This window comes from Vibrio fortis, assembly GCF_024347475.1.
Lineage (GTDB): Bacteria > Pseudomonadota > Gammaproteobacteria > Enterobacterales > Vibrionaceae > Vibrio > Vibrio fortis.
In genome coordinates this window covers 2,653,378-2,677,766 of sequence record NZ_AP025487.1, presented here as the reverse complement: position 1 = coordinate 2,677,766, position 24,389 = coordinate 2,653,378, and the positions used below count along the sequence as shown (strand labels likewise).

Below are 24,389 nucleotides of genomic sequence, written 5' to 3'. Positions count from 1 at the left end.
GTTATTGCCCCTCTTGATTCGCGGTGTGGTTGAATTGGGCTGCTGTTGCTAACAGGTACCAAGCACCATGAGGAATCCATTGCTCTCCCCAGCGCCAGTTTTGTAGCATGTCGTCTTTCTGTGCTGGTGGATTAAAGGCAATATCTTCTTCGTCATCAAAACCCGCAGTAATACCATTGCAAATACCACCTTTGGCATTGAAAAAACCAAGCTGAGGCAGGTAGTCAGGGTTGTTGTGGCCATGACCGTCGAGCATGCACATGTGGTAAGGGTTGAGCCCCAAAATCCAATCTAAACAGTTTTGAGACAGAGTAATCAGGCGAGCTTTGAGAGCTTCATCTAAAACATATGGTTGAGCCAACAAAGCCATGGTTGCTAAAGAACCTAGGCGAGCATTTTCACCTTGCCACCAGTAGCCAGTTTCGTTGTTGTGAGCGACGAAGAAGGCATCTCGTTTTTCACCATCGACTGGCTTAACGTATTGTCTTGGGTAACCGAATGGATTCACGACTTTATCGGTTACTGCGATTTCAAATCGACAAGCTTGCTCGACGATAAGGCGTGCTTGTTGATGAAGCTGCGCATCTGACTCCACGGCTAAGTATTCACACAGGGCAATAACGGGTAGACCGGCTTCTGCTGCATGAAAATAAGGGCGTGAGCCATCAGCATTTGCTGACCAGAAATGCTCAAAGGCTTGATCAGACTGTTGACGTTGAGCAAGGCGGTTGGCCCAAACTCTGGCCTCTGCAAGGTATTTAGAATCTTTAGTTACGCGATAAAGTTCGCTGGTGGCTAGCAGTGCACAGTACTCATCAATGATGTTCTCTTCACCATCGTTAAGGTAAAAATGGTTGTACTCTTTTAAATGCCAGTAGCCTTTTTCTGCGGTCTCTAGGTAGGTTTGATTTGAGTATTCACCTGAGACATCGAGAGCAGATGCGCTAGCAAGTGCTGCGATAGCAACGCCAGCGCCTTGGCGGAATCCGGCTTGAAAATCATCAGACTTGATACCTTCTTGAGTTGCGTAAGAACAGATATCACGCTGGTTGATATCTTTACTCCACTTGTCAAACACTGTGGTGTAGAAATAGCCTGCTGCATCTTGCATACGAACTAAGAAATCAGCGCCAAACAGGGCTTCTTCAATCAAGCGAGTTTGGGTGAACTTCTGAAATGCTTCATGATCTTGAGCTAGTCGCAGCCCTTTCAGCATGTTCCAAACCACCATAGGGATCTGCTGAGGGTTGAGGTAGTTACCATAAGACAGGTGGCTAAAGTATTTGCTGACATCGCCCGAGGCGTCGTACCAACCACCGTGCACATCAACATAGCGATCAGTACCGAGCAGTTGAGCTTGTTTGTCTTTCTTATCGAAAATGCCACCACAGCGTTGTGATTTGAAATAGTGCAGAACGTCAGAGAAGGTTTTCTGCATGAGTAAGTTTTCACCAATCTCAAAAATTTCTGAGCGCAAGTTTTCAAAGCGTAAGTAGTAACGCCCTGGTTGCGTTACGGCACTAAAATCAACAGTAAAGTAGTTACCTTGATGCCAGTTTGCCACTCGACCATGCTTAGTCACCTCAAAGCTATCTACGGTGACATGGTCATCTGCACACACCAGAAGTACTAAGGTTGAGGAAAGACGAGCCTTGCGAGTTTGTAATATCGCTTGCTTGGGCGCGTTGGCTTCGTAGCCGATGTGATTGGTGAGTAACAGCATCAAATGTCTCCGACAGTCCTAATTTCTATTGGCTAGGTACTAATACCAATCGTAGTAAATAATTGCTCACCCTAGCTTGTTAAAATGCTCGATAACTGCGTTAGAATTTTTGATTGTAGAATAACTACTTACCGAAAAATTCCGCCTTGTTCTCAAGCCTTTTTCCTGCGCTATTTTTGATCACTTACTTACTGTGATTGGTATAAATCTTTGGTTAAAATGGTCGACGTTAATGACCGGAGTTAAGCGGTTAGGAGCCGATGCCCCTAACCTGTCTGTATTAGCTTTCGTGTAAGTAGCAGCGTACAAAGTGGTTTTCACCTAACTGAGTCACGCCTGGCAGCTGTTCTTTACATTTGTCGGTTGCGTGTGTGCAGCGACCAGCAAAAGGACAGCCGGCAGACTCAGGGGTCCACAATGGAATTTCGCCTTTGTTACCCGCCAGTTTTTCATGGATTGATTTCTTAGGATCTGGAACGGCTGAAACCAATAGCTGGGTATAAGGGTGTTGTGGATTTGCGATGACCTCGTCGGTATCTCCCCATTCCACCATGTGTCCGACGTACATCACCGATAGGTCTTCAGCGATGTAGCGCGCCGTTGCGATATCGTGAGTGATGTAGAGTAGTGACATCTCTTTCTCGAACTTCATCTCTTCCATCAGGTTGAGAACACCTGCACGAATCGATACGTCGAGCATTGAGGTTGGTTCATCAGCAAGAACCACTTCAGCACCTACTGCAATGTTACGCGCCAGGTTCACACGCTGACGTTGACCACCAGACAGCTGATGCGGATACTTCTGTGCCGTCTCTTTTGGTGGGATCAAACCTACTTGCTCAAGAAGATCGTAAACGCGTTCTTCTTGCTCACGTTTATTACGTGGATCCACTTTTTTGTGAATCAGCAGTGGGCGCAGAATATGGTGGAAGATGTTGTGCGTTGGGTTCAGTGAACCGAACGGGTCTTGCCATACCATTTGTACGCCTTCGCGATAGGTCATCAAATCATGCTTAGACGCGATAGTTTGGATATCGCGGCCTTTGTATTCGATAACGCCGTCAGTTGGGGCATACATCTTAGCGATCATTTTCGCCGTGGTTGACTTACCTGAGCCTGACTCACCTACAACGGCGAGGCCTCGGCTCTTGTACATCTTGAATGACACGTCGTTGATTGCACGCATCATCGGGGTTTGAATTGTGGTACTGCTTATTGGGAAGTCTTTGACGACATTCTTACCTTCTACCAATAATTGACCGAAATCTTTGCTCATAATTGTCTCCAGAATCCTATATCGCTTTTGCTTGCATGGCGGTTTGTCCGCCTTGTTGTATTGATGCCCTAAAGGCAGGCAAGCTAGAGCTTGGTATGTACTATTGGCTCACCGTAAAGGTGGCAGTTTGATAGGTGCCCTGGCTCAATGGCGCGCAGTTTGGTTGGCACTTTAGTACAGGTCTCATGTACACGGTCACAACGAGCTTGGAAGCGACAGCCTTCTGGTATTTCTAATAAGTTCAGAGGGTTACCTGGGATGCCTGCCAGTTTCGTTTTTGGGCCCGTTAAAGGAGGGAAGGAACTACCCAATCCTTTGGTGTACGGGTGATAAGGGTTTTCTAGAATATCTTGTGAGTTCGCGACCTCGATCAGCTCACCGGAATACATGATGCCGATACGGTCAGAGAACTCGACCATCAGTGATAAGTCGTGAGTAATGAACAAGATAGAGAAGCCGAACTCTTCTTTTAGCGCGTGGATCTTCTGAAGGATTTCGCGCTGAACCACCACATCAAGAGCCGTTGTTGGTTCATCCATGATGATTAACTTCGGATTCAGGGCCAATGCAATCGCAATCACCAAGCGCTGACGCATACCACCAGAGAATTGGTGTGGGTAATCGCTAAGGCGGCTAGGGTGGATATCAACGATCTCTAACAGGCCTTCAGCGCGTTGCTTTGCTTGCTCACGAGTCATATTCGTGTGGCGCATAATTACGTCACAGAACTGCTCTTCCATTGGTAGTACAGGGTTCAAGGCGTTCATCGCACTCTGGAATACCATTGACATTTCGCTCCAGCGGAATGCCTGCATGCGATCGTCGCTGTAATCTAAGATGTTCTCTCCATTGAAGATAACCTCACCACCGGTGATAAATGCTGGCGGCTTATGGAGGCGCATTAGCGAGAATGCGACCGTTGATTTACCACAGCCAGATTCACCTGCTAGGCCGAAGACTTCTCCGGGTGCAATATCAAAGCTCACGTTGTTACAGGCGCGGACATCGCCCGCGTCTGTGATGTAATCTACGCAAAGGTTGCGGATAGAAATGAGTGGTGCTGTCATGATTATTTATCTCCGCTCCAAAGTGCATTTTGTGGTGGTAGTTCAGGTTCACGTTCTTGCTTGTCTTGCGCAGCAAGTTTTTTCCAACGTTTCATGCCTTTGTGAGAACGCAGTTGTGGGTTAGCAATCTCATCTACAGCAAAGTTCAGTAGTGCTAGACCTGTTACCAGTAGTGTTAGCGCGATACACGGTGCAAGCAGTTCCCACCAAGCGCCAATCAGCATTGAAGAAGAGGCTTGTACGTTGTAAAGCATGATGCCCCAGCTCACTGTATTCGGGTCACCAAGACCAAGGAACGACAGTGTTGCTTCCATCATGATTGCGTACATCACTGAGCCGATGAAGCTTGCGCCAACGATAGAGATTAGGTTTGGTAGAATCTCAACAAAGATGATGCGGAAAGAAGACTCCCCCAATACTTCAGCAGCTTTAACAAACTCTTTTTCACGTAGAGCTAGAGTTTGCGATCGGATAACCCTCGCACCCCAAGCCCAGGACATAAAGCCGATTACTAAGGTAATTGTCAGTGGCCCTGTTTCACCGAGGAATGCAGCCACCACGAACAGTAATGGGTACTGCGGAATAACCAGCATGATGTTCATTGCAGCGGTTAGCACGTCATCGACACGACCACCGAAGTAACCAGCTGAAACACCAATTACCGTCGCCAACAGACATACTGTGATACCTGCACCGAAACCAACGGCCAGTGATACGCGAGCGCCGTGAACCACCTGAGACCAAACGTCACGACCCATGCGAGTTGTACCGAGTACGTGGTCTGCTTTTTTAGACATGATTAGGGTACGACGGTCATCAGCTAGGTTCGTTGCAACCCAACCATCCGGGTTCGCTTGTGCTGCTTTTACAACGAACCCTGGGTATTCGTGTGGGTTACCCGTACGTTTGTCCGGTGCGTGCTTTGCAATCAATGGTGCGAACACCGCTGCAAAGATGAAGACGCTGAGAATGATGACACCCGTTAGTGCCATTGGGTTGCGCCAAATGAGTTTAATAAAATCTTTCATGATTATTTACCACCCTTACGTAGACGAGGGTCAAGAACAACGTAAAGCATGTCAGCGACAAGGTTAAAGAACAGCATGAACAGGGTCATGATAAGTAGCTGACCTTGAAGAACTTGGTAGTCACGCGCGTTAATCGCATTGAATAGAACCGTACCAAGGCCTGGGTAGTTGAAGATGATTTCGATGATGAGCTGACCACCGATAGCCATACCTAGAGACATAGAAAGTGCGGTTACACTTGGTAGTAGTGCGTTACGTGCCGCGTAGTTGAATACCACTCGGTTTTCACTTAGGCCCTTACCTTTAGCCATCGTGATGTAGTCTTCTGCAAGAAGGTTGATCATGTTGTTACGCATGTTGACAAGGAAGCCACCAATCTGAACAACAGAAGCACAAAATAGAGGAAGAACTGCGTGATAAGCCGCGTCTTTAATGAATTCCCAGCTTGTCCAATCTGGCACGGTACCCGCAGTATATGCGTAGCCAGTCGGTAACCACTTAAGACCGATTGCAAAGGTGAACAGCGCAATCATCGCGATAACTACTTGAGGTACCGCTTGTAGAATCAGCATACCTGGCGTCACGAACGCATCGTATTTACTACCACGCTTCCATGCTGCGAAGATACCTAGGATAGAGCCTAGCGAGAACGAGAGAACAACCGCAGTACCTGCTAGGAATAGAGACCAACCGAATGCGCCGCCCAGTAGCGAGTTTACAGACAGTGGGTAGAATTGGATTGAAGTACCTAGCTCCCAGCTAAGAATATTCTTCATGTAAGCAATGTATTGTACTAATAGACCGCCATCGACAAAGCCGAGTAGCTCTTTCATTGCTGCGATACGCTCAGGGGTTACCTGAACAGAAGCGTTAGCGAACATCATGGTCACCGGGTCGCCCGGCATTGCTCGCGGAATTGCAAAGTTTAACGTCGCAGCAACTAATAGCGCGACAAAATAAAATGACAAACGTCTTAAAAAATAACCCATAACTCACACCTTACTCACCCAGATTGTTTCCCTGTTTCTGGATTCAGGTCGCTCCTAGCGAAAATTTGGAACGAGAAATCCCCTGACGACGAGCGCCATACTTTCAATTGAGAGTGTGGGGATTTTTATAAGCGGCGTAAGGGATTACGCCGCAAGGATTGAACGACTGCTTATTGAACTGGTTTTAGGTCCAGTACGTGAAGTAGACGCTCTGGAATACCAGCCCAGATGTTTGGACGACCTTTTGGATTCTCTTCGTTCCACCAACCAGTGAAGCGAGTTGTGTTGTATTGGTACATGTAAGCACCAGACATTACAGGAATCGTTACTTGGTCAGCCGCGATGATTTTCTGGATACCGTGAGCGATGTCTAGCTGTTCGTTCTTATCAGCTGTTTTGTAGAAGCTGTTTAGAAGACCGTCTAGCTTGTCGTTCTTGTAGAAGTGCATCGCGAAACGAGGCATACCGTCACCAGATTGCAGTGAAGAGTTGTACGCGCTGTTCCAGTACGTGTATGGATCCGCACCGTGGAAGTAGTTTGTGTAAGCTACGTCGTACGTACCTTCAAGCATTGCTTGGTTGTACACAGAGAAGTCTGGTGTACGAGCTTTTGCCTTGATACCAACTTCGTTTAGTTGCTCAACAGCAAGTTGTACTGTGTTGTTGAAGTCAGTCCAACCGTTTGGTGATTGAATCAATAGCTCGAAAGATTTGCCTGATGGTGTATCAACGAAGCCGTCTTTGTTTACATCTTTGAAGCCTGCATCAGCAAGAAGCTTCTTCGCGCCTTCAGCGTTGTAAGTGTTGAAGCCTTTGTACTTGTTGTGAGTCTTTTCATCAGACCAAGCTTCGAATGCATAGCCAAGGCCAGATGCGAAGTCATTCACTGTACCGCCACCGTAGAACGCGATGTCGATGATAGTTTGACGGTCAAGAGCCATAGAGAATGCACGACGGAATTCAACGTTGTTTAGCGCTTCGTTCTTCGCAGCATCTGGGTGCTTGAAGTTCACAACAAATGCTTGAGTACCTGCTGGCGGGTACCAGTAGTGGTGCTTAGGACTTGCTGCTGCGTAAGTACGGTCGATGTCTGGTACGAAAGAAGATGTCCAGTCCATTTCACCGTTAACCACTTTACCTAGGAATTGGTCGTTGTTTGCGATTTGTGGAACACGCAGACAGTCAACGTCTAGGTTATCAGCATCCCAGTAATTCGGGTTTTCACACTGAATGTAAAGTTGTGCTGTGAACGTATCGATCTCAGTAAACGGACCAGAACCTACAGGGTTTTCATTGGTGAAAGTCGCAGGATCTTTGATGTCTTTCCAGATGTGCTTAGGTACTACAGGTACTTTAGCAATCTCATAAGGTACGTTTGAGTTTGCTTCTGTTAGGCGGAACTTAACTTGGTAATCGTTAAGTTTTTCTACTGAAGTTACCCAAGAGTTGATACCAGATTGGTCAAGCTCTGGCTTCTCTTTTACAAGGTTGAAAGAAAAAACAACATCATCTGCTGAGAAGGTTTCACCGTCAGACCATTTAACACCCTTACGAATGTCGAACGTTACGCTCATTAGGTCATCAGCCATTTTGAAGTTTTCAGCTAGACGGAATACAGGTGTGTTACCGTGCATTTCGTTGAAAACAACAAGTGGCTCGTACAAGAAGTCAGTCGTTGTATGTAAGTTAGTCGCACCTAGGTACGGGTTAAAGTTACGTACAAACGTTGTGTACTCTTTCGGGTGGATAGTCAGTTCGCTGCGTTCTGCAGCTGTTGCTACCGATGCAAAACCTGTCGTAGCAGTCGCAATAATTGCTGTTGCTAGTGCTGTTTTTTTTATATTGGCAAGCATAGCTGTTCCTTACTATTTGCTTTCATTTCACTAATGGATTGAATGTCATCTTTTGCTATTCGTAGATACACACTCTGTTCAAGGTCTACCTCTTTAGTCATTGTTCCAAGAATCATTGCTGCTTCTATGAAGTGGTAAGAGTGGCCTGTAGACCTTTGGCACGAGTAAGAAAACACCTTATTCATGAATTAATCAAACTCGTTTCCCGTTAAAAACGTTAAAACCACAAATCGACACGTCATTAACGTCAAAAAATGCCTATTTGATGGATAAATATACAATTTACTCTTGGGTGATATGACTCGCAGTTAATAACGTGTGGCTATTTTTAGTAAGTAGTTACTTACTCCTTTTGCTTTATTTAATAAGAGCTTTCTGCCTTGATTTATATTTGTAGATCTCTATCACTTCGCTAAATAACGTTAAATTTCCACAAAAAATTAAATCTGCCGTTCTGTTGTGACTCGCTTCTCAAAGTCCAACAAATAGTCAACACCTGGCCTAGTAAAGTATCAGTTACGATGAAATCAGCCCAATAATCGACTCGATTAAACCGCTTGTATAAGGTGATTTTGAGCTTGTTTTATAGCTTTAAATAAGTACTTTGTGAAGTGATTTAAGAGGTGTGTTTGCGTTATTAGCATCGTGTCTTAGGACTTCTCAAAATGGCGACTAAGTACCCGTTTAATCTGTTCAGGTACGATATAGCTACGGTTTAAACGAGGCTTTAGAGAGGTCAGAATCGATGCGTGGAAGCAATCATTGATCGGAAGGGGCGAGCGATACTTTATTGATAGTAAAAAGCCCGCTGGTGGGCAGCGGGCTATGGTAGAGAATAGTGGGTATAGATTAGCTAGTGAGAAGCTTTTGGAGCTTGTCTCTGAGCATCTCAATGTGCGTTCTTTCTGGTGTCTGTTCTTTACAGTGCTCTAGGATAAATTCAAGAGAGCTCAGTACTGTGCGCCAACGAGGTGTTTTAGGCAGCGTTTCTACGCGTAAGTACTTATCTAGCGTTCGAGTCTGAAGGGTGCTTCTATCGAGATAAACGCGCCACAGGCCACTTTTTTCAGCGAAGGCAAACTTGGTCTCTCCAGTGACCGATTCCCAATAGATTAGGGCATTAGTCATGGCTTCTACCAGCACTTCACGCATCAGTTCTTGTTTATTCTTACCTTCTCCTGCGGCTTTATCAGCAAGGCGAGTGAATTCGCCGCCTAGCTCTTTCAGTTGTTGCAGCTTGTCTTTGTCACCTTCAAAGGCATAGCTCGACAGCGCTTCTACAGCGGTTTCTAGGTTATTGATACGATTTGAGTTTACAGCACCACCAACATTGAAGATGTACATGGTGTCTAACCCAGAGCCTTCTGGAAGCTTCAGAATGTCACTTGAAACTCGTTGGCGGGTATCACTTATATAGACATCAATCTCGCCGCAATAGTGCGCTTGATCTACACGTAAGTACTTCGGTGCAATGATTTCATCTGCCATAGAACGCTTGAGCTGCTCCTGACTACGTTTAAATAGTTTAGCGGCAGCTTCGTTAGCAAAACGAATGCGTTGATCATCGCGAATACAGATAATCGCTTCAGGCGCTGATTCTAATTGCTCAAGTAGACGGCCTTGGGTTTCAAGCAAGTTGGCCTCTACCATTGCGCGATGTTTCAGCTCTTGCTGTAGCTGGTCGTTCTCGATACGTCGTTGCTCTGCTTTACTTGCGGATAGGTGCGCTGTGATTCGCGCCGCTAGCTCTTGCTTGTTGAATGGCTTCGACAGGTAATCATTCGCCCCAACCTCAAAGCCTCGTACGCGGTCTTCAGGTTGGTTTAAAGCAGTCAGCATAATGATTGGCAATTGTGCGTGGTCATGCTGCTTTCGTAATGTTTCACACACTTGATAGCCGCTCATACCTGGCATCATGATGTCGAGAAGTAGCAGCTCAGGCTTCTCTTTTTCAATCAGTTCAATGGTTTCAGGCCCATCACAAGCCGTGCGGACACGGTACCCTTCAAGCTTCAAGAAGCTATCAAGCACACGTAAGTTAACCGGTTCATCATCAGCAATCACAAGCAGCGGACCATCTGGGTCTTCGTGTATTTCACTGTTGTCTTGCTGGTTACTCTCTAATACTTCTGGTGCTTGGAAGTGTGAGTAATTGCCCGACTCGTTGTAGTGGTCAAGCTCTTCCTGTGTTGCCAGAGGCAGAGTAAAGCTGAATGTTGTCCCGACCATTGGCTGACTGCTGACGTAGAGTGAGCCGCCCATAAGTTCAATCAGTTGACGGCTGATCGATAGACCAAGGCCTGCACCTTGTCGGTATGAGCTCGCATCTTGCCCTGCTTGAATGAGTGGTTCAAAGATGTGCTCTAAATGCTCAGCCGGGATACCTTGGCCAGTATCAACCACTTGAACACGGATATTATCGTCAATCACGCTTGCTGAGATAACGATTTTACCCTCAGAGGTGTACTTGATAGCGTTACCAACCAAGTTGTACATCACCTGTTCAAGGCGTTGTGGATCGGACGATACAAGGCCTAAATCTGCCGGAACTTGGTTGATGATACGAATCGGTTTACTGCCAAGCAGATGGTGAGATAGCTCCAGTACCAAACTAGTGGCGGCGGAAAGATCAACCGCTGACTTTTTAATGTCTAAACTGCCATAACGCATTTTGTGATAATCGAGCAGGTCATCAACCAGAGTCGCAAGGCGCTGACCACTGTTGATGATGATATCCAATTGGTACTTTTGGTTTGATGGAATAGGGCCGTTGGCACCTGAGATGAGTGCTTCGGCAATACCAACCATTCCATGCAGAGGTGTACGCAGCTCGTGCGACGTCGTTGCTAGGAATTCATCTTTGAGTTTATTGGCTAATTGTAACTCTTCATTCTGTTTTTGAATGGTCTTAAGGTTGTCCTCAAGCTCTTCATTTTGAGATTTTATCAAGCCCATCTTCTCACGGATCGAACGCTGCATGCGCTCAAAGCTCACTGCTAAGCGTCCAATCTCGTCTTTTCGTTCGGTATTGATCATCGCTTCATCAAGATCTCCTGCCGATACTTTCTCTGCGGCCCAAGTGAGTTTGAGAAGTGGTGAGGTAATGAAGTTTGATAGGTAGTGTGATGCAACAAACACCAACACAATGGCCGTCAGCATTACGATCACAAAGATTTTCTCTAGCTGATGAATGCGAGCAAAAGCTTCTTTCTCTGGAAGCTCAACAACCAGTGCCCATTGCGCATAATCCAGCTCGATCGGTGCGTAAGCCGCAATGATGGCTTGATCTAGGCTGTTGTCGAATGTACCAACCGCCGTCTCGCCCGCTAGGGCCTTATCTATAACACCTAAGCTGAGGTCGATAGCTTGTTGGGAATGCGCCAGACTTCTCGGTAGGTGATCGCTACCAACAAGTAGGGTTTGCATGTTTGAGCTCTTGTTGAGATCAGCTATCAGCTTGGTGATGCCGTTAATTGGTAGTCGGAACATCGCGTAGCTATGCAGATAGCCTTGCTGAACAATCGGAGCACCTAACCAAGCGCTCTGCTTGCCGTTTTCGTCCAAGAAATCAGAGACGATGACTGGTGTGTAATCTTCGTTGGTCTTGCGTTTCTCTGTGACGTCCTTCGCGAGCTTTTGGAAAGTCAGGCCAAGATTTGAGTCTTTGTATTTGCCTGTTAGCAGGTTAGTACCGTAGTTGTCTTGCTTAAATACGGAATAGGCGACGTTGCCGTTAATGTCGACCAATAGAATATCGTCAAAATCGGCACGTTTAATCAGTTCAAGATAGGCGTTGTGGTAGCGCTTGTGGAGCAGGCGATAACGCTCACTACCAACGTAGCTGCTTGATTCAGGCAGTATTGACGTTTTTACTTCATTACCTGAGCCTTGGATGTAGCGTTGTTGTGCATTGCTGCGCGCCTCTTCGATGTCTAGGCCGAGACGCTGGAATGCGTTAATAAGGCCGTAAAAGCGTCCACCACTGGCGATAGCCAACTCTGAACGAACAAAGCCAATCACTTGAGACTCTTGTGCCTGAAGGTAATCCATGATCTGTTGCTGCTTAGTATCACGCACGGACACTAAGTGAGAGGTGCTCTGCTCTTGTAGGTCTTGACTATGAGATTGAAGGAAAAAAACAGCAATGAGAGTAACAGGCGTCAAACTTAATACGAGAAACGCTAGCATGAGCGTACTTTGAAGGCGCTTAAACTTCTGCTTTCGATAAAATCTAAACATAAATTAGGTACTACTTTCCTTGGATGTACTTCTGAAATGCTTGAAATTTGAGTACAAAGAATAGATTGAGTGGTTTCTAATTTAACGAAATTAACGAGTTTTTTTACTTTGACAAGTAAGTGCTATTTAAAGCGTGTGCAGTCGCGCAAATTTATTAAATTTTGCTAGCAATATGAACAAAAAGTGCAGGGATTGTCCTGCACTTTGCTGAGGTAGGTTACTTCGCTGCGTGATAGATAGCGAATTTTGTGGTCTTATTTAGAGTCGCGCATTTACCAAAGGCTTGCTCAATAATTGGCGGGTATTTGAGGAAGCTGTTCGCTACAATAATCATCTCACCTTGAGCGTTTAAGTAGCTTGGTGCATCTGCAAGAAGCGTCTCCGTCGCGCTGTAGCTAGTGTCTAAACCTGAGTGGAAAGGTGGGTTACTGATGATGAAACGGTAGTCCTTTGACGTATCAGAGTAGACATCTGAAGCAAATACTTTGCCTGTTAAGCCGTTGGCTGCCAGTGTCGCTTTAGAGGATTCCACAGCAAAGGCGCTGATGTCACACATCTCTAACTCGATCTCAGGGTTGCGTGAAGCCATCACCGCGCCAAGCACGCCCGCGCCACAACCAAAATCGAGCACCTTACCGTTTAGGCTTGGTAGCGTATCGAGCAGTAATTTACTGCCGATATCAAACTCGCCGTGGCTGAATACACCAGGCAGACTTTTAACTGTAAGTGACTGCTCACCAATGTTCACCGAGTAGGTTTTAAACCAGTCTTGTAGGTTGAACGCAGGAGCTTGTTCTAGACATTGTCCCCAATAGAATGAACAGCGTCGCGCTGAGTCGTATTTTACCACTTTGCCGTACGGCTTGAACATCTTCTCAATGCTCTTTACGCCAGAGCGGTTTTCGCCGACAACAACAATCTCAGTATCTTTGCCTAATTTTGCCATTAACATCGCGAGTAAGAACTCAGCTTCAGCTTTAGCTTTTGGCCAGTAAAGTAGTACGAGGTCTGCTTGCGTCTCTTCGGTAAATTCAGCACCGTAGAAACGTTGAATGGTATTGCAGTTCTCGAGTTGGCGGTAATAGCTGTAATTAGAGGTAAATACCGATACCGATTCACAATGTTTAGCTAATTCAACAGGGAATAGGTCTTCCGCTTCACCGGCAACTAGAACATGTTTGCCTTCAAAGTAGGCGAGTTGGCGTTGAGCGATTTGGCTCGGGGCGATATAGGCAGACATAGGGACTCTCTGTTGAATCGTTAGCAAAAAATAGGGGGCGGATTTTCGCATAATCCGCCCCAAGCTTGAAGTTTTAATCGTCGTTAAGCCGATTATGTGTTGTCTTGTCGGTTAAGGAAGTCTTTGAACTCTTCATCGTAGATATTGAACAGCACGATAGTAATTGCAAAGATCAGCGGGCCGTAGATCAAGCCGATCAGACCGAACAGCTGAATACCGCCTAATAGTGAGAAGAAGATCATTAGGGTATTCATGCCTGCGCTGCCTTGCATTAGTAGTGGACGCAACAGGTTGTCAATCGAACCTACTACCGCGACGCAGTAAACCGTAAGGAAGATGGCCCATGTAGTATCACCGGTTAGGAATAGGTAGGCCGCAGCTGGCACCCAAATTAGCGCGGTACCAACGACCGGGATGAATGACGCAAAGCCCATCATCGTGCCCCAGAATAAGCCAGGGAAACCGGCAATCCACATACCTAAACCACCGGCAAAACCTTGTGCAATCGCGGTTAAGAATGAGCCCATCACCGCCGACTTAGAAACTTGCTCAATCTCTGCCAGTAGCTTGTCTTCTTGGCTACGAGACAACGGTAATATGTGGCGAACTACACTGATGATCTTGTCATGGTCGCGCAGTAAGAAGAACAACACGAACAACATTAAGAAGAAGTCCATTAAGAAATTGGTCGCGTCACCTAAAATTTTAGCGCTGATACCAACCAGTTTTGAGCCAAAGCTAGTGGCAAATTCACCCACTTTCTGTGCGATCGCCTGTGGCTCAATATTATCGAACGGCAGGTAGTCGTTGATGAAAGCCAACGCTTTTACGACTAATGGATGCTCAAACAGGGTTTGGATACCGCCGTGCGTAACCCATTGATAGGTGTTTTGTGAAAATAGAGAGCCTTGCTGAACAATCGCAGCAAAGACGGCTAACAAAGGGATCACTATGATGAACGTGAGAATAATGCACGACAATAGAGAGACCAAGTTGGCTTTATTAGGCAGTTTTTTCTCTAGCCATTCGTGGATAGGGAACATCAATAGGGAAATGATGAATGCCATGATGATCGAGTTGACGTAAGGTTCAATCAATAAGTAACAGGCATACGCCGCCGCAAGTAGGGCAACGATAATCACCCAATGACTTGAGTTAATTTTGATCTTTTCTGACACGGTAATGATCTCTATGTTTGCTAACTCAGTTTATAATGGCTGCAAAACAGAGAGTTAGCAATGAGGAGTTTTCATTATGGGGTGTTGTAATAACGACAAAAAATGCCAAGAGAATGAGCAGCCAACCAAAAAAGAGATCCCGTGGTTTCGAATGTTGTTAGGCACTTTGATGTTGCTGGTGTTTTTGTTCTGGGAGCGCTAATTGGAAGCCGCGATACGGTGAGAACCATTTTGTGATTCTAGGTTTACCTATAAAAGAAAAGGCTGCACAAAGCAGCCTTTATAAACAATGTGTTAAAGCTAAATAGCCTTATTCTGCAGCAATGATTGCGAAACAGCGGTCCGCAGCTTCTAGTGTTGCATCGATCTCTTTTGAGCCGTGAGCTAGCGATGTGAAGCTTGCTTCGAATGCTGAAGGTGCTAGGTAAACACCGTGATCCAGCATTAGGTGGAAGAAGCGCTTGAAGCGTTCTACATCACACTTAGTTACATCTTCGTAGCAAGTAACTGTTTCTTGCTCAGTGAAGAAGAAACCAAACATACCGCCAACTTGATGAACAAGTAGTGGAACACCATGTTTGTCGGCAAGCTGCTTGAAGCCATCAGCCAATTGCTTAGTCTTTGCCGCTAGACGCTTCTCGTTGCCTTCTTCTTTTAGAAGGTTCAAACATGCGTAACCAGCCGCCATTGCAACCGGGTTACCTGATAGAGTACCCGCTTGGTAAACTGGGCCCGTTGGCGCGATGTATTGCATTACATCTTTACGACCACCAAAAGCACCTACTGGCATACCGCCACCGATTACTTTACCAAGACACGTTAGATCTGGTTTGATGTTGTAGTAAGCCTGCGCACAACCTTCAGCAACACGGAAACCTGTCATTACTTCATCAAAGATCAGTAGTGCACCTTCTTGGTCACAGATTTCACGCAGACCTTCGTGGAAGCCTTCAACTGGTGGGATACAGTTCATGTTGCCCGCAACAGGTTCAACGATGATACAAGCAATCTCACCTTTGTTTGCTTCGAATAGTTCGCGTACTGAATCTAGGTTATTGAAGGTTGCTGTTAGTGTGTGCTTAGCAAAGTCTGCTGGAACGCCAGGAGAGCTTGGCTGGCCTAGAGTCAGAGCACCAGAGCCTGCTTTTACTAGTAGGCTGTCTGCGTGGCCGTGGTAACAGCCTTCAAATTTAAGGATCTTGTCACGGCCAGTGAAGCCACGAGCTAGACGAATCGCACTCATCGTTGCTTCTGTACCTGAGCTCACCATACGTAGCTGTTCCATTGAAGGAACCATTTCAGATACCAGTTCCGCCATCTTGATTTCAGTTTCGGTTGGTGCACCGAAGCTAAGACCACGTTGAGCTGCTTCGATAACAGCATCACGGATAACGGCGTGGTTGTGACCTAAGATCATTGGGCCCCAAGAGCCAACGTAGTCGATATATGCTTTACCATCAGCATCAAAAATTAGCGGGCCATCAGCGCGCTCGATGAAGATTGGAGAACCACCCACACCGTTGAATGCACGTACAGGAGAGTTAACGCCACCCGGAATAGTTTGCTGTGCTTTTTCGTACAGCTCTGCTGATTTGGTCATTGATATATCCTCTTTTGACTGTCGGGACCAATTGGCTCGCATTGTACCTATCCATAAACCAACTAGGAATGGTTTCGCTGAGATAATCGCCCGAATCTGATGGTTTTGAGGGGTTAAGCGGCTAATTTATTTTTATTTGATGCGTTTTTAGCAGGAAAAACGGCGATCAGATGGTGAATACTTGAACGTTTCAGTCAGGTATTGGATAATCACCGGAATAGAAAAATATATTCAACAACTATGATCTCGAACTCGATTTGTATCATGTTGTTTTTGACACAGGTAAGAGAGGTTGTCGTGAGCGAAGCAAATATCCCATTGTCTTTTTCTGATGCAGCAGCTACCCGCGTACAAACGCTGATTGCTGAAGAAGAAAACCCAGATCTAAAACTGCGTGTATACATTACAGGTGGTGGTTGTAGCGGTTTCCAATACGGCTTCACATTTGATGAAAAAGTAAATGATGGTGACATGACTATTGAAAATAGTGGTGTAACGCTAGTGGTTGACCCAATGAGCCTTCAGTACCTGATTGGCGGTGTTGTGGATTACACAGAAGGCCTTGAGGGCGCACGCTTCTTTGTAAACAACCCAAATGCAACAACAACTTGTGGTTGTGGTGCATCGTTCAGCGTGTAAGAGCTGACAAAAACGTATTGTTATATAGAAACGCTGAACTTAGGTTCGGTGTTTTTTTGTTTTTACGCTTGTTAAAGTGAGTTTACGAGCATCGCTGATGTTGATGAGAAATCTAGAATTTTAGGCTAAGTATCTGTCTTTAAAGGGCGGTATGCGGCTGTTTATTAAACGATATGTTGAATAAAGTGTCGGGCTCATCGAATTTTACCTTTTGTGGGTCTGTTATGGTTGGGGTTGTGTATCAGGAAGTTGCACATAGTTACGTGAGTTTAGTTTTTCTCTCAATCATCAGGTTATGAATAGTAAAAGGACGTGTTATGCCTAGCCGATTCTCCCGCCTTGGGTTTTCCTCTTGGTCAAAACAACCTTGGTTGGTATCCCTCTTCTTGGTGATATTGCTGTCTGTATGGCTGGGTTTAGGTGTAGGACAAGCAGAAGAGCCACCGTCTCCAACGAGCACGGAAGTCCCCCTAGCAAAGGTCTCCTTTCAAAATTTCCACGCCTCACCAACTTATAAAGCCATTGATCTGTATGGCAGAACAGCACCTGACCGACATGCTCGTTTAGGGGCAGAGATCGCGGGTAAGATCGTTACGCTCAATATCGCAAAAGGCGATGCAGTTGAAGCTGGTCAAGCAATCGCACAGATAGACAAAGCCGATTTAGGTATTCAGTTAGAGCGAGCTTCAGCGTTATATCGTTTAAAGCAGAAAGAGTTTAAGGCTGCGCAGTCTTTGAAAAAGCGTGGACTGCAAGGTGAGATTGCCTATACCACCGCAGAAGCAGCACTGACAGAAGCCAAAGCGATGAAGAGTAATGCTGAGCTAGCCCTGCGTAACACGGTGATTCGCTCTCCTTTCTCTGGCATCGTGCAAGAGCTGCACGTTGAAGTCGGGGATTTTGTGGGGGTCGGCGATCCTGTTGCTGGCGTCATTGACCTTGATCCGCTAGTGATTGAAGCCGATGTCAGTGAGCGCCATATTCAGCAGTTGCAACTAGGACAGGCAGCTAATGTTCGCCTGTTAGGACACCAAAGTGTTGAAGGCAAGCTTCGCTATATCTCACGCATATCGACAGTGTCGACCAATACATTTCCCATTGAGATTGAAATTCCAAACCCTCAGCGCCGTTTGCCCGCTGGCGTCAGTGCAGAGGTTTCTCTTAACCTAGAAAGCCAGCAAGCGATAAAAGTGACGCCGGCGATGCTGGCTTTAGATGAAGCTGGCAACCTTGGGGTAAAAACACTGGTCCAGTCTGGTGATGACCAGATGGTAAAGTTTGTCCCGATTCAATTGGTTAAAGCAGAACAAGATGGTGTTTGGCTAGCTGGGCTTGGTGAGCAAGTGGACATCATCACCGTTGGACAAGGCTTTGTGCGTGATGGCGACAATGTGATTGCTACAGAGCAAACAACTGCGGCGAACTAGGAGATAACATCATGTATTCATTGATTGATGCTGCGATGTCTCGTTCGCGAACCATGCTCTCACTACTGCTATTTATTCTGGTCGCGGGTGTCGGCACTTACATATCGATTCCTAAGGAGTCTAGCCCCGACATCACCATCCCGATCATCTACGTTTCTGTTGGTCACCAAGGCATCTCTCCTACGGATGCCGAGCGTTTGTTAGTTCGACCAATCGAGCAAGAGCTACGCTCGATTGAGGGTGTGAAAGAGATGACGGCCACGGCTTCAGAAGGCCATGCTTCTGTGGTGTTGGAGTTCAATGTCGGAGTCGATTTGACCAAAGCGATGGCAGACGTGCGTGATGGGGTCGATCTTGCCAAGCCTAAGTTGCCAGAAGACAGTGATGAGCCGACCGTCAATGAGGTTACGTTAGCCTCTGAACAACCAGTACTTTCTGTGGTTCTATATGGCACAGTGCCCGAGCGTACTATCGTTCAAATTGCTCGTGAATTGGGTGACAAGCTAGAGAGCTATCGTCAGATTCTCGAGGTGGATATTGCTGGTGATAGAGAAGATATCGTAGAGATCATCGTTGATCCCTTGTTGATGGAGAGCTACAGCCTAGATCAAGCGGATATCTACAATTTGATCGCGCTGAATAACCGTGTTGTGGCAGCTGGGTTTGTTGATACCGGTTATGGTCGATTCTCAATCAAAGTCCCTTCTGTGTTTAACTCGCTGAAAGATGTTCTTGAATTGCCTATCAAAGTCGATGGTAAGCAGGTAGTGACCTTTGGTGATGTTGCCACAGTTAGGCGTGCTTTTCGTGACCCTGAAAGCTTTGCCCGCTTGGATGGCAAATCGGCTGTGGTATTGGACATCAAAAAACGCGCTGGTGAGAATATTATTGAGACCGTTGAACTGGTGAAGGCGGTCGTTGGTGGTGCTCAGCAACGAACAGAATGGCCAAATAACTTGTTGGTTAAGTTCACTTGGGATGAATCAAAAGACGTAAAGATCATGCTTAATGATCTGCAAAACAACATTCTCTCCGCCATTATCTTGGTGGTGATCGTTATCATCGCGATTCTTGGCGTTCGTACTGCATTATTGGTTGGTATCTCTATTCCCGGATCTTTTTTAACTGGGTTGTTGGTGCTCTCGGTGTTTGGCTTAACCGTCAATATCGTGGTGTTGTTCTCGTTGATCATGGCGGTGGGCTTGCTAGTGGATGGCGCGATTGTTGTGACCGAGTTTGCAGACAGAAGGATGCAAGAGGGGGAAGCAAGGAAAACCGCTTATCAGGCGGCAGCAAAACGTATGGCGTGGCCGATTACAGCATCTACTGCAACAACCTTAGCGGCGTTTGCCCCACTGCTATTCTGGCCTGATGTAACCGGTGAGTTCATGAAGTACTTGCCATTAACCTTGATTGCGACTCTATTCGCCTCTTTGTTGATGGCACTGTTGTTTGTCCCGGTGCTCGGAGGACTGATTGGTAAGCCGCAGTACGTATCTTCTAGCAACCAATCTCGCATGGTGGCTTTGCATAACGGGGACTTCTCGCAAGCGACTGGGATTACCAAGTTCTATTATCACACCCTGTCTATCGCGATTCAGCATCCGCTCAAGATCTTATTGAGTGCAATATTGCTCTCTATCGCTGTTGGATTTTCTTACGCTAAAGCGGGGCTTGGGGCGGAATTCTTCCCTGAGGTTGATCCGCCATTTTTCAACGTCAAAGTGCGCTCACATGGCGATCTCTCTATTCAAGAAAAAGACGTGATCATGAGAGATATTGAACAGATGATGTTGGGACATGAAGAGTTCGACAGTGTTTATACGCGTACTGGGGGAGACGACCAGATTGGTCTTATCTCAATCACGCCGGTTGATTGGCAATATCGTCGCAGTGTCAAAGCGATCATTGATGAACTTAAAGTTCAAACTGACCAATACCCAGGTGTTGAAATCGAGTTTAAGTTTCCAGATGCCGGGCCTCCCGTTGAAAATGACTTGGTCATTGAGCTTTCGGCAAAGACACCTGAACAATTAAATCAAGCGGCTAAAGTGGTTCGTTCTTGGGCGGATGCCAGCCCTGCGCTGACCAACATTAGTGATACCAGCAGTAAAGATGGTATTGATTGGAAAGTGGATATTAGGCGTGACGATGCGGCTCGCTTTGCAGCAGATGCCACTCTGGTTGGGAATACCGTTCAATTCGTCACAAATGGACTAAAAATTGGAGATTACTTGCCTGATGATTCATCAGAAGAGGTCGATATCTTGGTGCGTTACCCAAATGACAAGAGAGACATTGGTCGCTTTGATCAACTGCGAGTAAAAACACCAGCGGGTCTAGTACCTATTACCAATTTCGCGCAGATCGTGCCTGATCATAAACAAGATACGATTAAGCGTCTTGATGGTAAGCGCGTGATCAACGTTTTGGCAGATATGAAAGAAGGCTATAACCTCGCGCTCGAGCTACCTAAGATTGAGCAGGCGTTGAGTGAGCTTGGCTTACCGAGTGGTGTGGAGTTCCGCATTCGGGGTCAGAATGAAGAGCAGGAAAACTCATCAGCGTTTCTTCAAACTGCGTTCATGGTTGCGCTGGCGGCAATGGCCCTGATTCTCATTACTCAGTTCAATAGCTTTTACCAAGCTTTCCTTATCTTGAGTGCGGTACTGTTCTCAACCGTCGGTGTATTTGTGGGGCTACTGATATTCCAGCGACCTTTTGGAGTGGTGATGTCGGGGATTGGGGTCATCGCATTAGCCGGTATTGTAGTGAATAACAATATCGTGCTTATCGATACCTATAATCAATTGGTTAAGAGAGGTTTAGACAAGCGCGATGCGATATTAAGAACCGGCGTCCAGCGTCTGAGACCTGTAATGTTAACCACAGTGACGACGATTTTAGGCTTGATGCCAATGGTGCTTGAGATGAATATCGATTTGATTAATCAAAAGATCGAATTTGGCGCACCGAGTACCCAGTGGTGGTCGCAATTGGCAACTGCGATTGCTGGTGGTTTGGCATTTGCGACGGTTCTTACTTTGGTGCTCACGCCTTGCTTGCTGATGTTGGGTAGGAATAAAAACAAACAGGAAACAGATGCAACTGAGTGATACCAACGAAACCCGTTCGGCACGATAAACAAAACAAAGAGCACTGTGGAGTGCTCTTTGTCTTTTGTGTTGTTCTACATATCGGGCGACTTAAAGTGAAAGCTCGATAAGTGTATATGCTAGTTAGTCGCCAGTAGTTGGCTATAACGGTCTAGTTTCTCTAGACGTAGCTTCGAGTTCGCAATGAAGGTCGTCTTAGCTTTGCCCGTTAGAGATTTAGATTGTGGTAGCTTCACCGTTCGAGCGTTCTTGTGTACGCCATTGACGAGGAACTCGTAGTGAAGGTGTGGACCGGTAACACGACCTGTACCACCCAAGGTACCGATAGTTTGTCCCTGTTTAACTCGCTGACCTGTTTTCACTAAACGTTTTTTAAGGTGTAGGTACTTAGTGAGGTAAGTATTACTGTGCCTGATAAAGACATAGTTACCGTTAAATTGGTTGTAGCCAGATTTCTGAACAATACCGTCACCGGCAGCCCAAATAGGCGTACCCACTGGTGCGGCATAATCTGTGCCTCGGTGTGGGCGCACTTTACCTGTTACTGGGTGCTTGCGGCGAGGGTTGAAGTTCGACGTTACACGTCTAAAGTCGACCGGAGAGCGCAGAAAGGCTTTTTTCATCGCTCGCCCTTGATCGTCGTAGTAGTTACCGGTTTTGTCATCAAGGATGGCGGTAAAGGTATCACCTTGGTTTTTGAAAATCGCAGCCGTGATCTTACCGCGACCAATGACCTCGCCCTCAACCACTTTCTCTTGGTACAGAATCTTAAAGCTATCGTTCTTGCGAATGTCTAATGCGAAGTCGATATCCCAACCAAATATCCCCGCGAGCTCCATGATTTGGTTAGCGGTTAAACCTGCGCTCATACCCGCATTCCAGAAATTAGAGGTGATGTCTGCTTCAGCGTAGTTGTATTGGTAGGCGACCTCTTTTTTATCAAAGCTTGAGGTGTAGCTGTCACCTGATTTGGTGATCTTAAAGCTCTCGAAGGCACTTAGCTGTCTTTTGAGCTGAATTAGGTCGTTGTTTTCATCGAAACCAAACTGCAATACGTCACCCGGTTTTAGGTTCGACAGCTGTTTGTTGATGTCTTTATTGGTGTTGAGCAGCGTGATCAGTAGTCGGTAAGAGAGGCCGATACGTTCAAAGAGCACCGAGGTACTTTCACCAGAACGAACCGTGTATTTCTCCCAGTTAAGTACCGCTGTGGGTACATGCTCTTCATTACTTACCAAAGCAGCGGCGTTGATAGTGAGAGGGTAATGTTTGCCAATAACGAGAGAGTCACTTTTGTCACGCAGAGAACTGACATCGGGAAGAAGAAAAAGAGCAACGAAGATTACGGCACTGAAAAATGCAATAAAGACCCGGTGCAATATAGGAAGGCGTGCAAAAATAGACAACATGTTCCGGTTCGTATAGTAAATATTAAGAAAATAGACGACTGAATAGTGTAACTGGTTTCAAAATACATCGCTATTCAAGTAAGATGTCTAATTATTATATTTTTGCCAAATCTGTGGGAGTGAACAAGAATGGCGAGTATTGAAGCTGCACTAGCCGAGATCAAACGTGGCGTTGAAGAACTGATTCCAGAAGACGAACTGATTGCAAAACTGAAAGAGGGTCGTCCTCTACGTATTAAGCTAGGTGCCGATCCAACAGCACCAGATATCCACCTAGGCCATACGGTTATCTTTAACAAGCTTCGTGCTTTCCAAGAGCTTGGTCATGAAGTGACATTCCTGATCGGTGATTTTACTGCAATGGTTGGTGACCCGTCTGGTAAGAACTCAACGCGTCCACCACTAAGTCGTGAAGACGTTCTAAAGAATGCTGAAACTTATAAAGAACAAGTATTCAAGATTCTAGATCCAGCGAAAACACAAATTCGTTTCAACTCTGAATGGCTATCTGAGCTTGGTGCTGAAGGCATGATTCGTCTTGCTTCTAACCAAACTGTTGCTCGTATGCTTGAGCGTGATGACTTTAAAAAGCGTTACGCTGGCGGTCAACCAATCGCTATCCACGAATTCATGTACCCACTTCTACAAGGCCACGACTCTGTAGCACTAGAGAGCGACGTTGAGCTTGGCGGTACTGACCAGAAGTTTAACCTTCTAATGGGTCGTGAACTGCAAAAAGCAGCAGGTCAAAAGCCACAAGCGGTACTAATGATGCCTCTACTTGTTGGTCTAGACGGCGTTAAGAAGATGTCTAAGTCTGCACACAACTACATCGGTATCAGTGAAGCACCAAGCGAAATGTTTGGTAAGATCATGTCTATCTCTGATGATCTAATGTGGAGTTACTACGAGCTATTGTCTTTCCGTCCTTTGGAAGAAGTGGCTGAGCTAAAAGCTGGCGTTGAAGCGGGTAAAAACCCACGTGACGTTAAAGTTCTTCTAGCGAAAGAGATCATTGCTCGCTTCCACTCTGAAGCTGATGCTGATGCAGCAGAGCAAGAGTTTGTTAACCGTTTTGCTAAGAACCAAGTGCCAGACGAAATGCCGGAATTTGAATTCGAAGCGGGTCTACCAATCGCAAACGTGCTAAAAGAAGCGGGTCTTGTAAACTCTACTTCTGACGCAATGCGTATGATCAAGCAGGGCGCTGCTAAGATCGAAGGCGAGAAGATTGAAGATAGCAAACTCGTACCTGCAGCGGGTACAGCGGTTTACCAAGTTGGTAAGCGTAAATTTGCACGTATTACTATCAAGTAATATTAAATCTCTATGATTTACTAGAAAGGCATCTACGGGTGCCTTTTTTATTGACAGGGATTTGACTAAGTATTTTGTACGGCCTTGCTACACTATGCGCGCTGTCGAACTGACAGTAATTTTGGAGATTTTTATGAACAATACCGACCATCCTCCTAGTTTGAAGGGAGAAGAATAACCTGTCTCGGTATTGATCTATTGTCCTGCCGTTCAGGTAGGGTATCTTTTGTTTCCCTTCATTCTTTTCCACACTCTAGATTCTAATAAATAGACACATCAGTAGCTTTA

At 46.1% G+C, this 24,389-nt stretch carries 15 protein-coding genes; 4 read left to right on the top strand and 11 right to left on the bottom strand.

Annotation, left to right across the window (positions count from 1 at the left end; genetic code table 11):
• Position 1 precedes the first annotated feature (1 nt).
• The 10 genes from OCV50_RS11645 to hemL all read right to left on the bottom strand — a co-directional run bounded on the left by OCV50_RS11645 (position 2) and on the right by hemL (position 16,193).
• Positions 2-1,723 carry a glycoside hydrolase family 9 protein gene (locus OCV50_RS11645; protein ID WP_261903120.1) on the bottom strand — a complete coding sequence of 574 codons (1,722 nt, stop codon included), beginning with the start codon at positions 1,721-1,723 and terminating at the stop codon, positions 2-4.
• Between the two features lie 280 nt (positions 1,724-2,003).
• Positions 2,004-2,999, bottom strand: coding sequence for an ABC transporter ATP-binding protein (locus tag OCV50_RS11640; protein WP_239841178.1), 996 nt, complete (start codon positions 2,997-2,999; stop codon positions 2,004-2,006).
• A gap of 83 nt (positions 3,000-3,082) precedes the next feature.
• The gene (locus OCV50_RS11635; RefSeq protein WP_239841177.1) at positions 3,083-4,066 is read right to left on the bottom strand and encodes an ABC transporter ATP-binding protein; all 984 of its coding nucleotides are present in this window, start codon (positions 4,064-4,066) and stop codon (positions 3,083-3,085) included.
• A gap of 2 nt (positions 4,067-4,068) precedes the next feature.
• Positions 4,069-5,094 (bottom strand): ABC transporter permease, encoded by a 1,026-nt coding sequence (locus OCV50_RS11630; protein ID WP_239841176.1) that lies wholly within the window; start codon positions 5,092-5,094, stop codon positions 4,069-4,071.
• A 2-nt stretch (positions 5,095-5,096) separates the two neighbouring features.
• Positions 5,097-6,083, bottom strand: a complete 987-nt coding sequence (locus tag OCV50_RS11625) for an ABC transporter permease (protein WP_261903119.1) — start codon at positions 6,081-6,083, stop codon at positions 5,097-5,099.
• A 170-nt stretch (positions 6,084-6,253) separates the two neighbouring features.
• Complete coding sequence (locus OCV50_RS11620; protein ID WP_150869235.1) at positions 6,254-7,936, bottom strand: ABC transporter substrate-binding protein; 1,683 nt, start codon at positions 7,934-7,936, stop codon at positions 6,254-6,256.
• A gap of 849 nt (positions 7,937-8,785) precedes the next feature.
• Positions 8,786-12,175, bottom strand: a complete 3,390-nt coding sequence (locus tag OCV50_RS11615; RefSeq protein ID WP_239841175.1) for a response regulator — start codon at positions 12,173-12,175, stop codon at positions 8,786-8,788.
• A gap of 217 nt (positions 12,176-12,392) precedes the next feature.
• Entirely contained in the window at positions 12,393-13,415 is a 1,023-nt protein-coding gene (gene rsmC / locus OCV50_RS11610) for a 16S rRNA (guanine(1207)-N(2))-methyltransferase RsmC (RefSeq protein WP_239841174.1), read from the bottom strand.
• 92 nt (positions 13,416-13,507) lie between these two features.
• Entirely contained in the window at positions 13,508-14,593 is a 1,086-nt protein-coding gene (locus tag OCV50_RS11605; RefSeq protein WP_239841173.1) for an AI-2E family transporter, read from the bottom strand.
• Between the two features lie 310 nt (positions 14,594-14,903).
• Entirely contained in the window at positions 14,904-16,193 is a 1,290-nt protein-coding gene (hemL, locus tag OCV50_RS11600; RefSeq protein WP_239841172.1) for a glutamate-1-semialdehyde 2,1-aminomutase, read from the bottom strand.
• 297 nt (positions 16,194-16,490) lie between these two features.
• Here hemL and erpA point away from each other — a divergent pair, with 297 nt between their 5' ends.
• The 3 genes from erpA (at position 16,491) to OCV50_RS11585 (ending at position 21,375) form a co-directional block, all read left to right on the top strand.
• Positions 16,491-16,832, top strand: coding sequence for an iron-sulfur cluster insertion protein ErpA (gene erpA / locus OCV50_RS11595; RefSeq protein ID WP_032551754.1), 342 nt, complete (start codon positions 16,491-16,493; stop codon positions 16,830-16,832).
• A gap of 317 nt (positions 16,833-17,149) precedes the next feature.
• Positions 17,150-18,259 carry an efflux RND transporter periplasmic adaptor subunit gene (locus OCV50_RS11590; RefSeq protein ID WP_261903118.1) on the top strand — a complete coding sequence of 370 codons (1,110 nt, stop codon included), beginning with the start codon at positions 17,150-17,152 and terminating at the stop codon, positions 18,257-18,259.
• An 11-nt stretch (positions 18,260-18,270) separates the two neighbouring features.
• Positions 18,271-21,375 (top strand): efflux RND transporter permease subunit, encoded by a 3,105-nt coding sequence (locus OCV50_RS11585; RefSeq protein ID WP_261903117.1) that lies wholly within the window; start codon positions 18,271-18,273, stop codon positions 21,373-21,375.
• 119 nt (positions 21,376-21,494) lie between these two features.
• Here OCV50_RS11585 and OCV50_RS11580 read toward each other — a convergent pair whose 3' ends face one another.
• The gene (locus OCV50_RS11580) at positions 21,495-22,784 is read right to left on the bottom strand and encodes a peptidoglycan DD-metalloendopeptidase family protein (RefSeq protein WP_239841169.1); all 1,290 of its coding nucleotides are present in this window, start codon (positions 22,782-22,784) and stop codon (positions 21,495-21,497) included.
• A 129-nt stretch (positions 22,785-22,913) separates the two neighbouring features.
• Between OCV50_RS11580 and tyrS the strand changes: the two genes are divergently transcribed.
• The gene (gene tyrS, locus OCV50_RS11575; RefSeq protein WP_239841168.1) at positions 22,914-24,101 is read left to right on the top strand and encodes a tyrosine--tRNA ligase; all 1,188 of its coding nucleotides are present in this window, start codon (positions 22,914-22,916) and stop codon (positions 24,099-24,101) included.
• The last annotated feature ends 288 nt before the right edge of the window (positions 24,102-24,389 follow it).

Coding starts and splice junctions, on each gene's coding strand:
- OCV50_RS11580 (WP_239841169.1), bottom strand. CDS start 22,784: ATGTTGTCTATTTTTGCACGCCTTCCTATATTGCACCGGGTCTTTATT.
- OCV50_RS11640 (WP_239841178.1), bottom strand. CDS start 2,999: ATGAGCAAAGATTTCGGTCAATTATTGGTAGAAGGTAAGAATGTCGTC.
- OCV50_RS11590 (WP_261903118.1), top strand. CDS start 17,150: ATGCCTAGCCGATTCTCCCGCCTTGGGTTTTCCTCTTGGTCAAAACAA.
- OCV50_RS11635 (WP_239841177.1), bottom strand. CDS start 4,066: ATGACAGCACCACTCATTTCTATCCGCAACCTTTGCGTAGATTACATC.
- OCV50_RS11615 (WP_239841175.1), bottom strand. CDS start 12,175: ATGTTTAGATTTTATCGAAAGCAGAAGTTTAAGCGCCTTCAAAGTACG.
- OCV50_RS11620 (WP_150869235.1), bottom strand. CDS start 7,936: ATGCTTGCCAATATAAAAAAAACAGCACTAGCAACAGCAATTATTGCG.
- OCV50_RS11625 (WP_261903119.1), bottom strand. CDS start 6,083: ATGGGTTATTTTTTAAGACGTTTGTCATTTTATTTTGTCGCGCTATTA.
- tyrS (WP_239841168.1), top strand. CDS start 22,914: ATGGCGAGTATTGAAGCTGCACTAGCCGAGATCAAACGTGGCGTTGAA.
- OCV50_RS11645 (WP_261903120.1), bottom strand. CDS start 1,723: ATGCTGTTACTCACCAATCACATCGGCTACGAAGCCAACGCGCCCAAG.
- OCV50_RS11585 (WP_261903117.1), top strand. CDS start 18,271: ATGTATTCATTGATTGATGCTGCGATGTCTCGTTCGCGAACCATGCTC.
- OCV50_RS11630 (WP_239841176.1), bottom strand. CDS start 5,094: ATGAAAGATTTTATTAAACTCATTTGGCGCAACCCAATGGCACTAACG.
- hemL (WP_239841172.1), bottom strand. CDS start 16,193: ATGACCAAATCAGCAGAGCTGTACGAAAAAGCACAGCAAACTATTCCG.
- rsmC (WP_239841174.1), bottom strand. CDS start 13,415: ATGTCTGCCTATATCGCCCCGAGCCAAATCGCTCAACGCCAACTCGCC.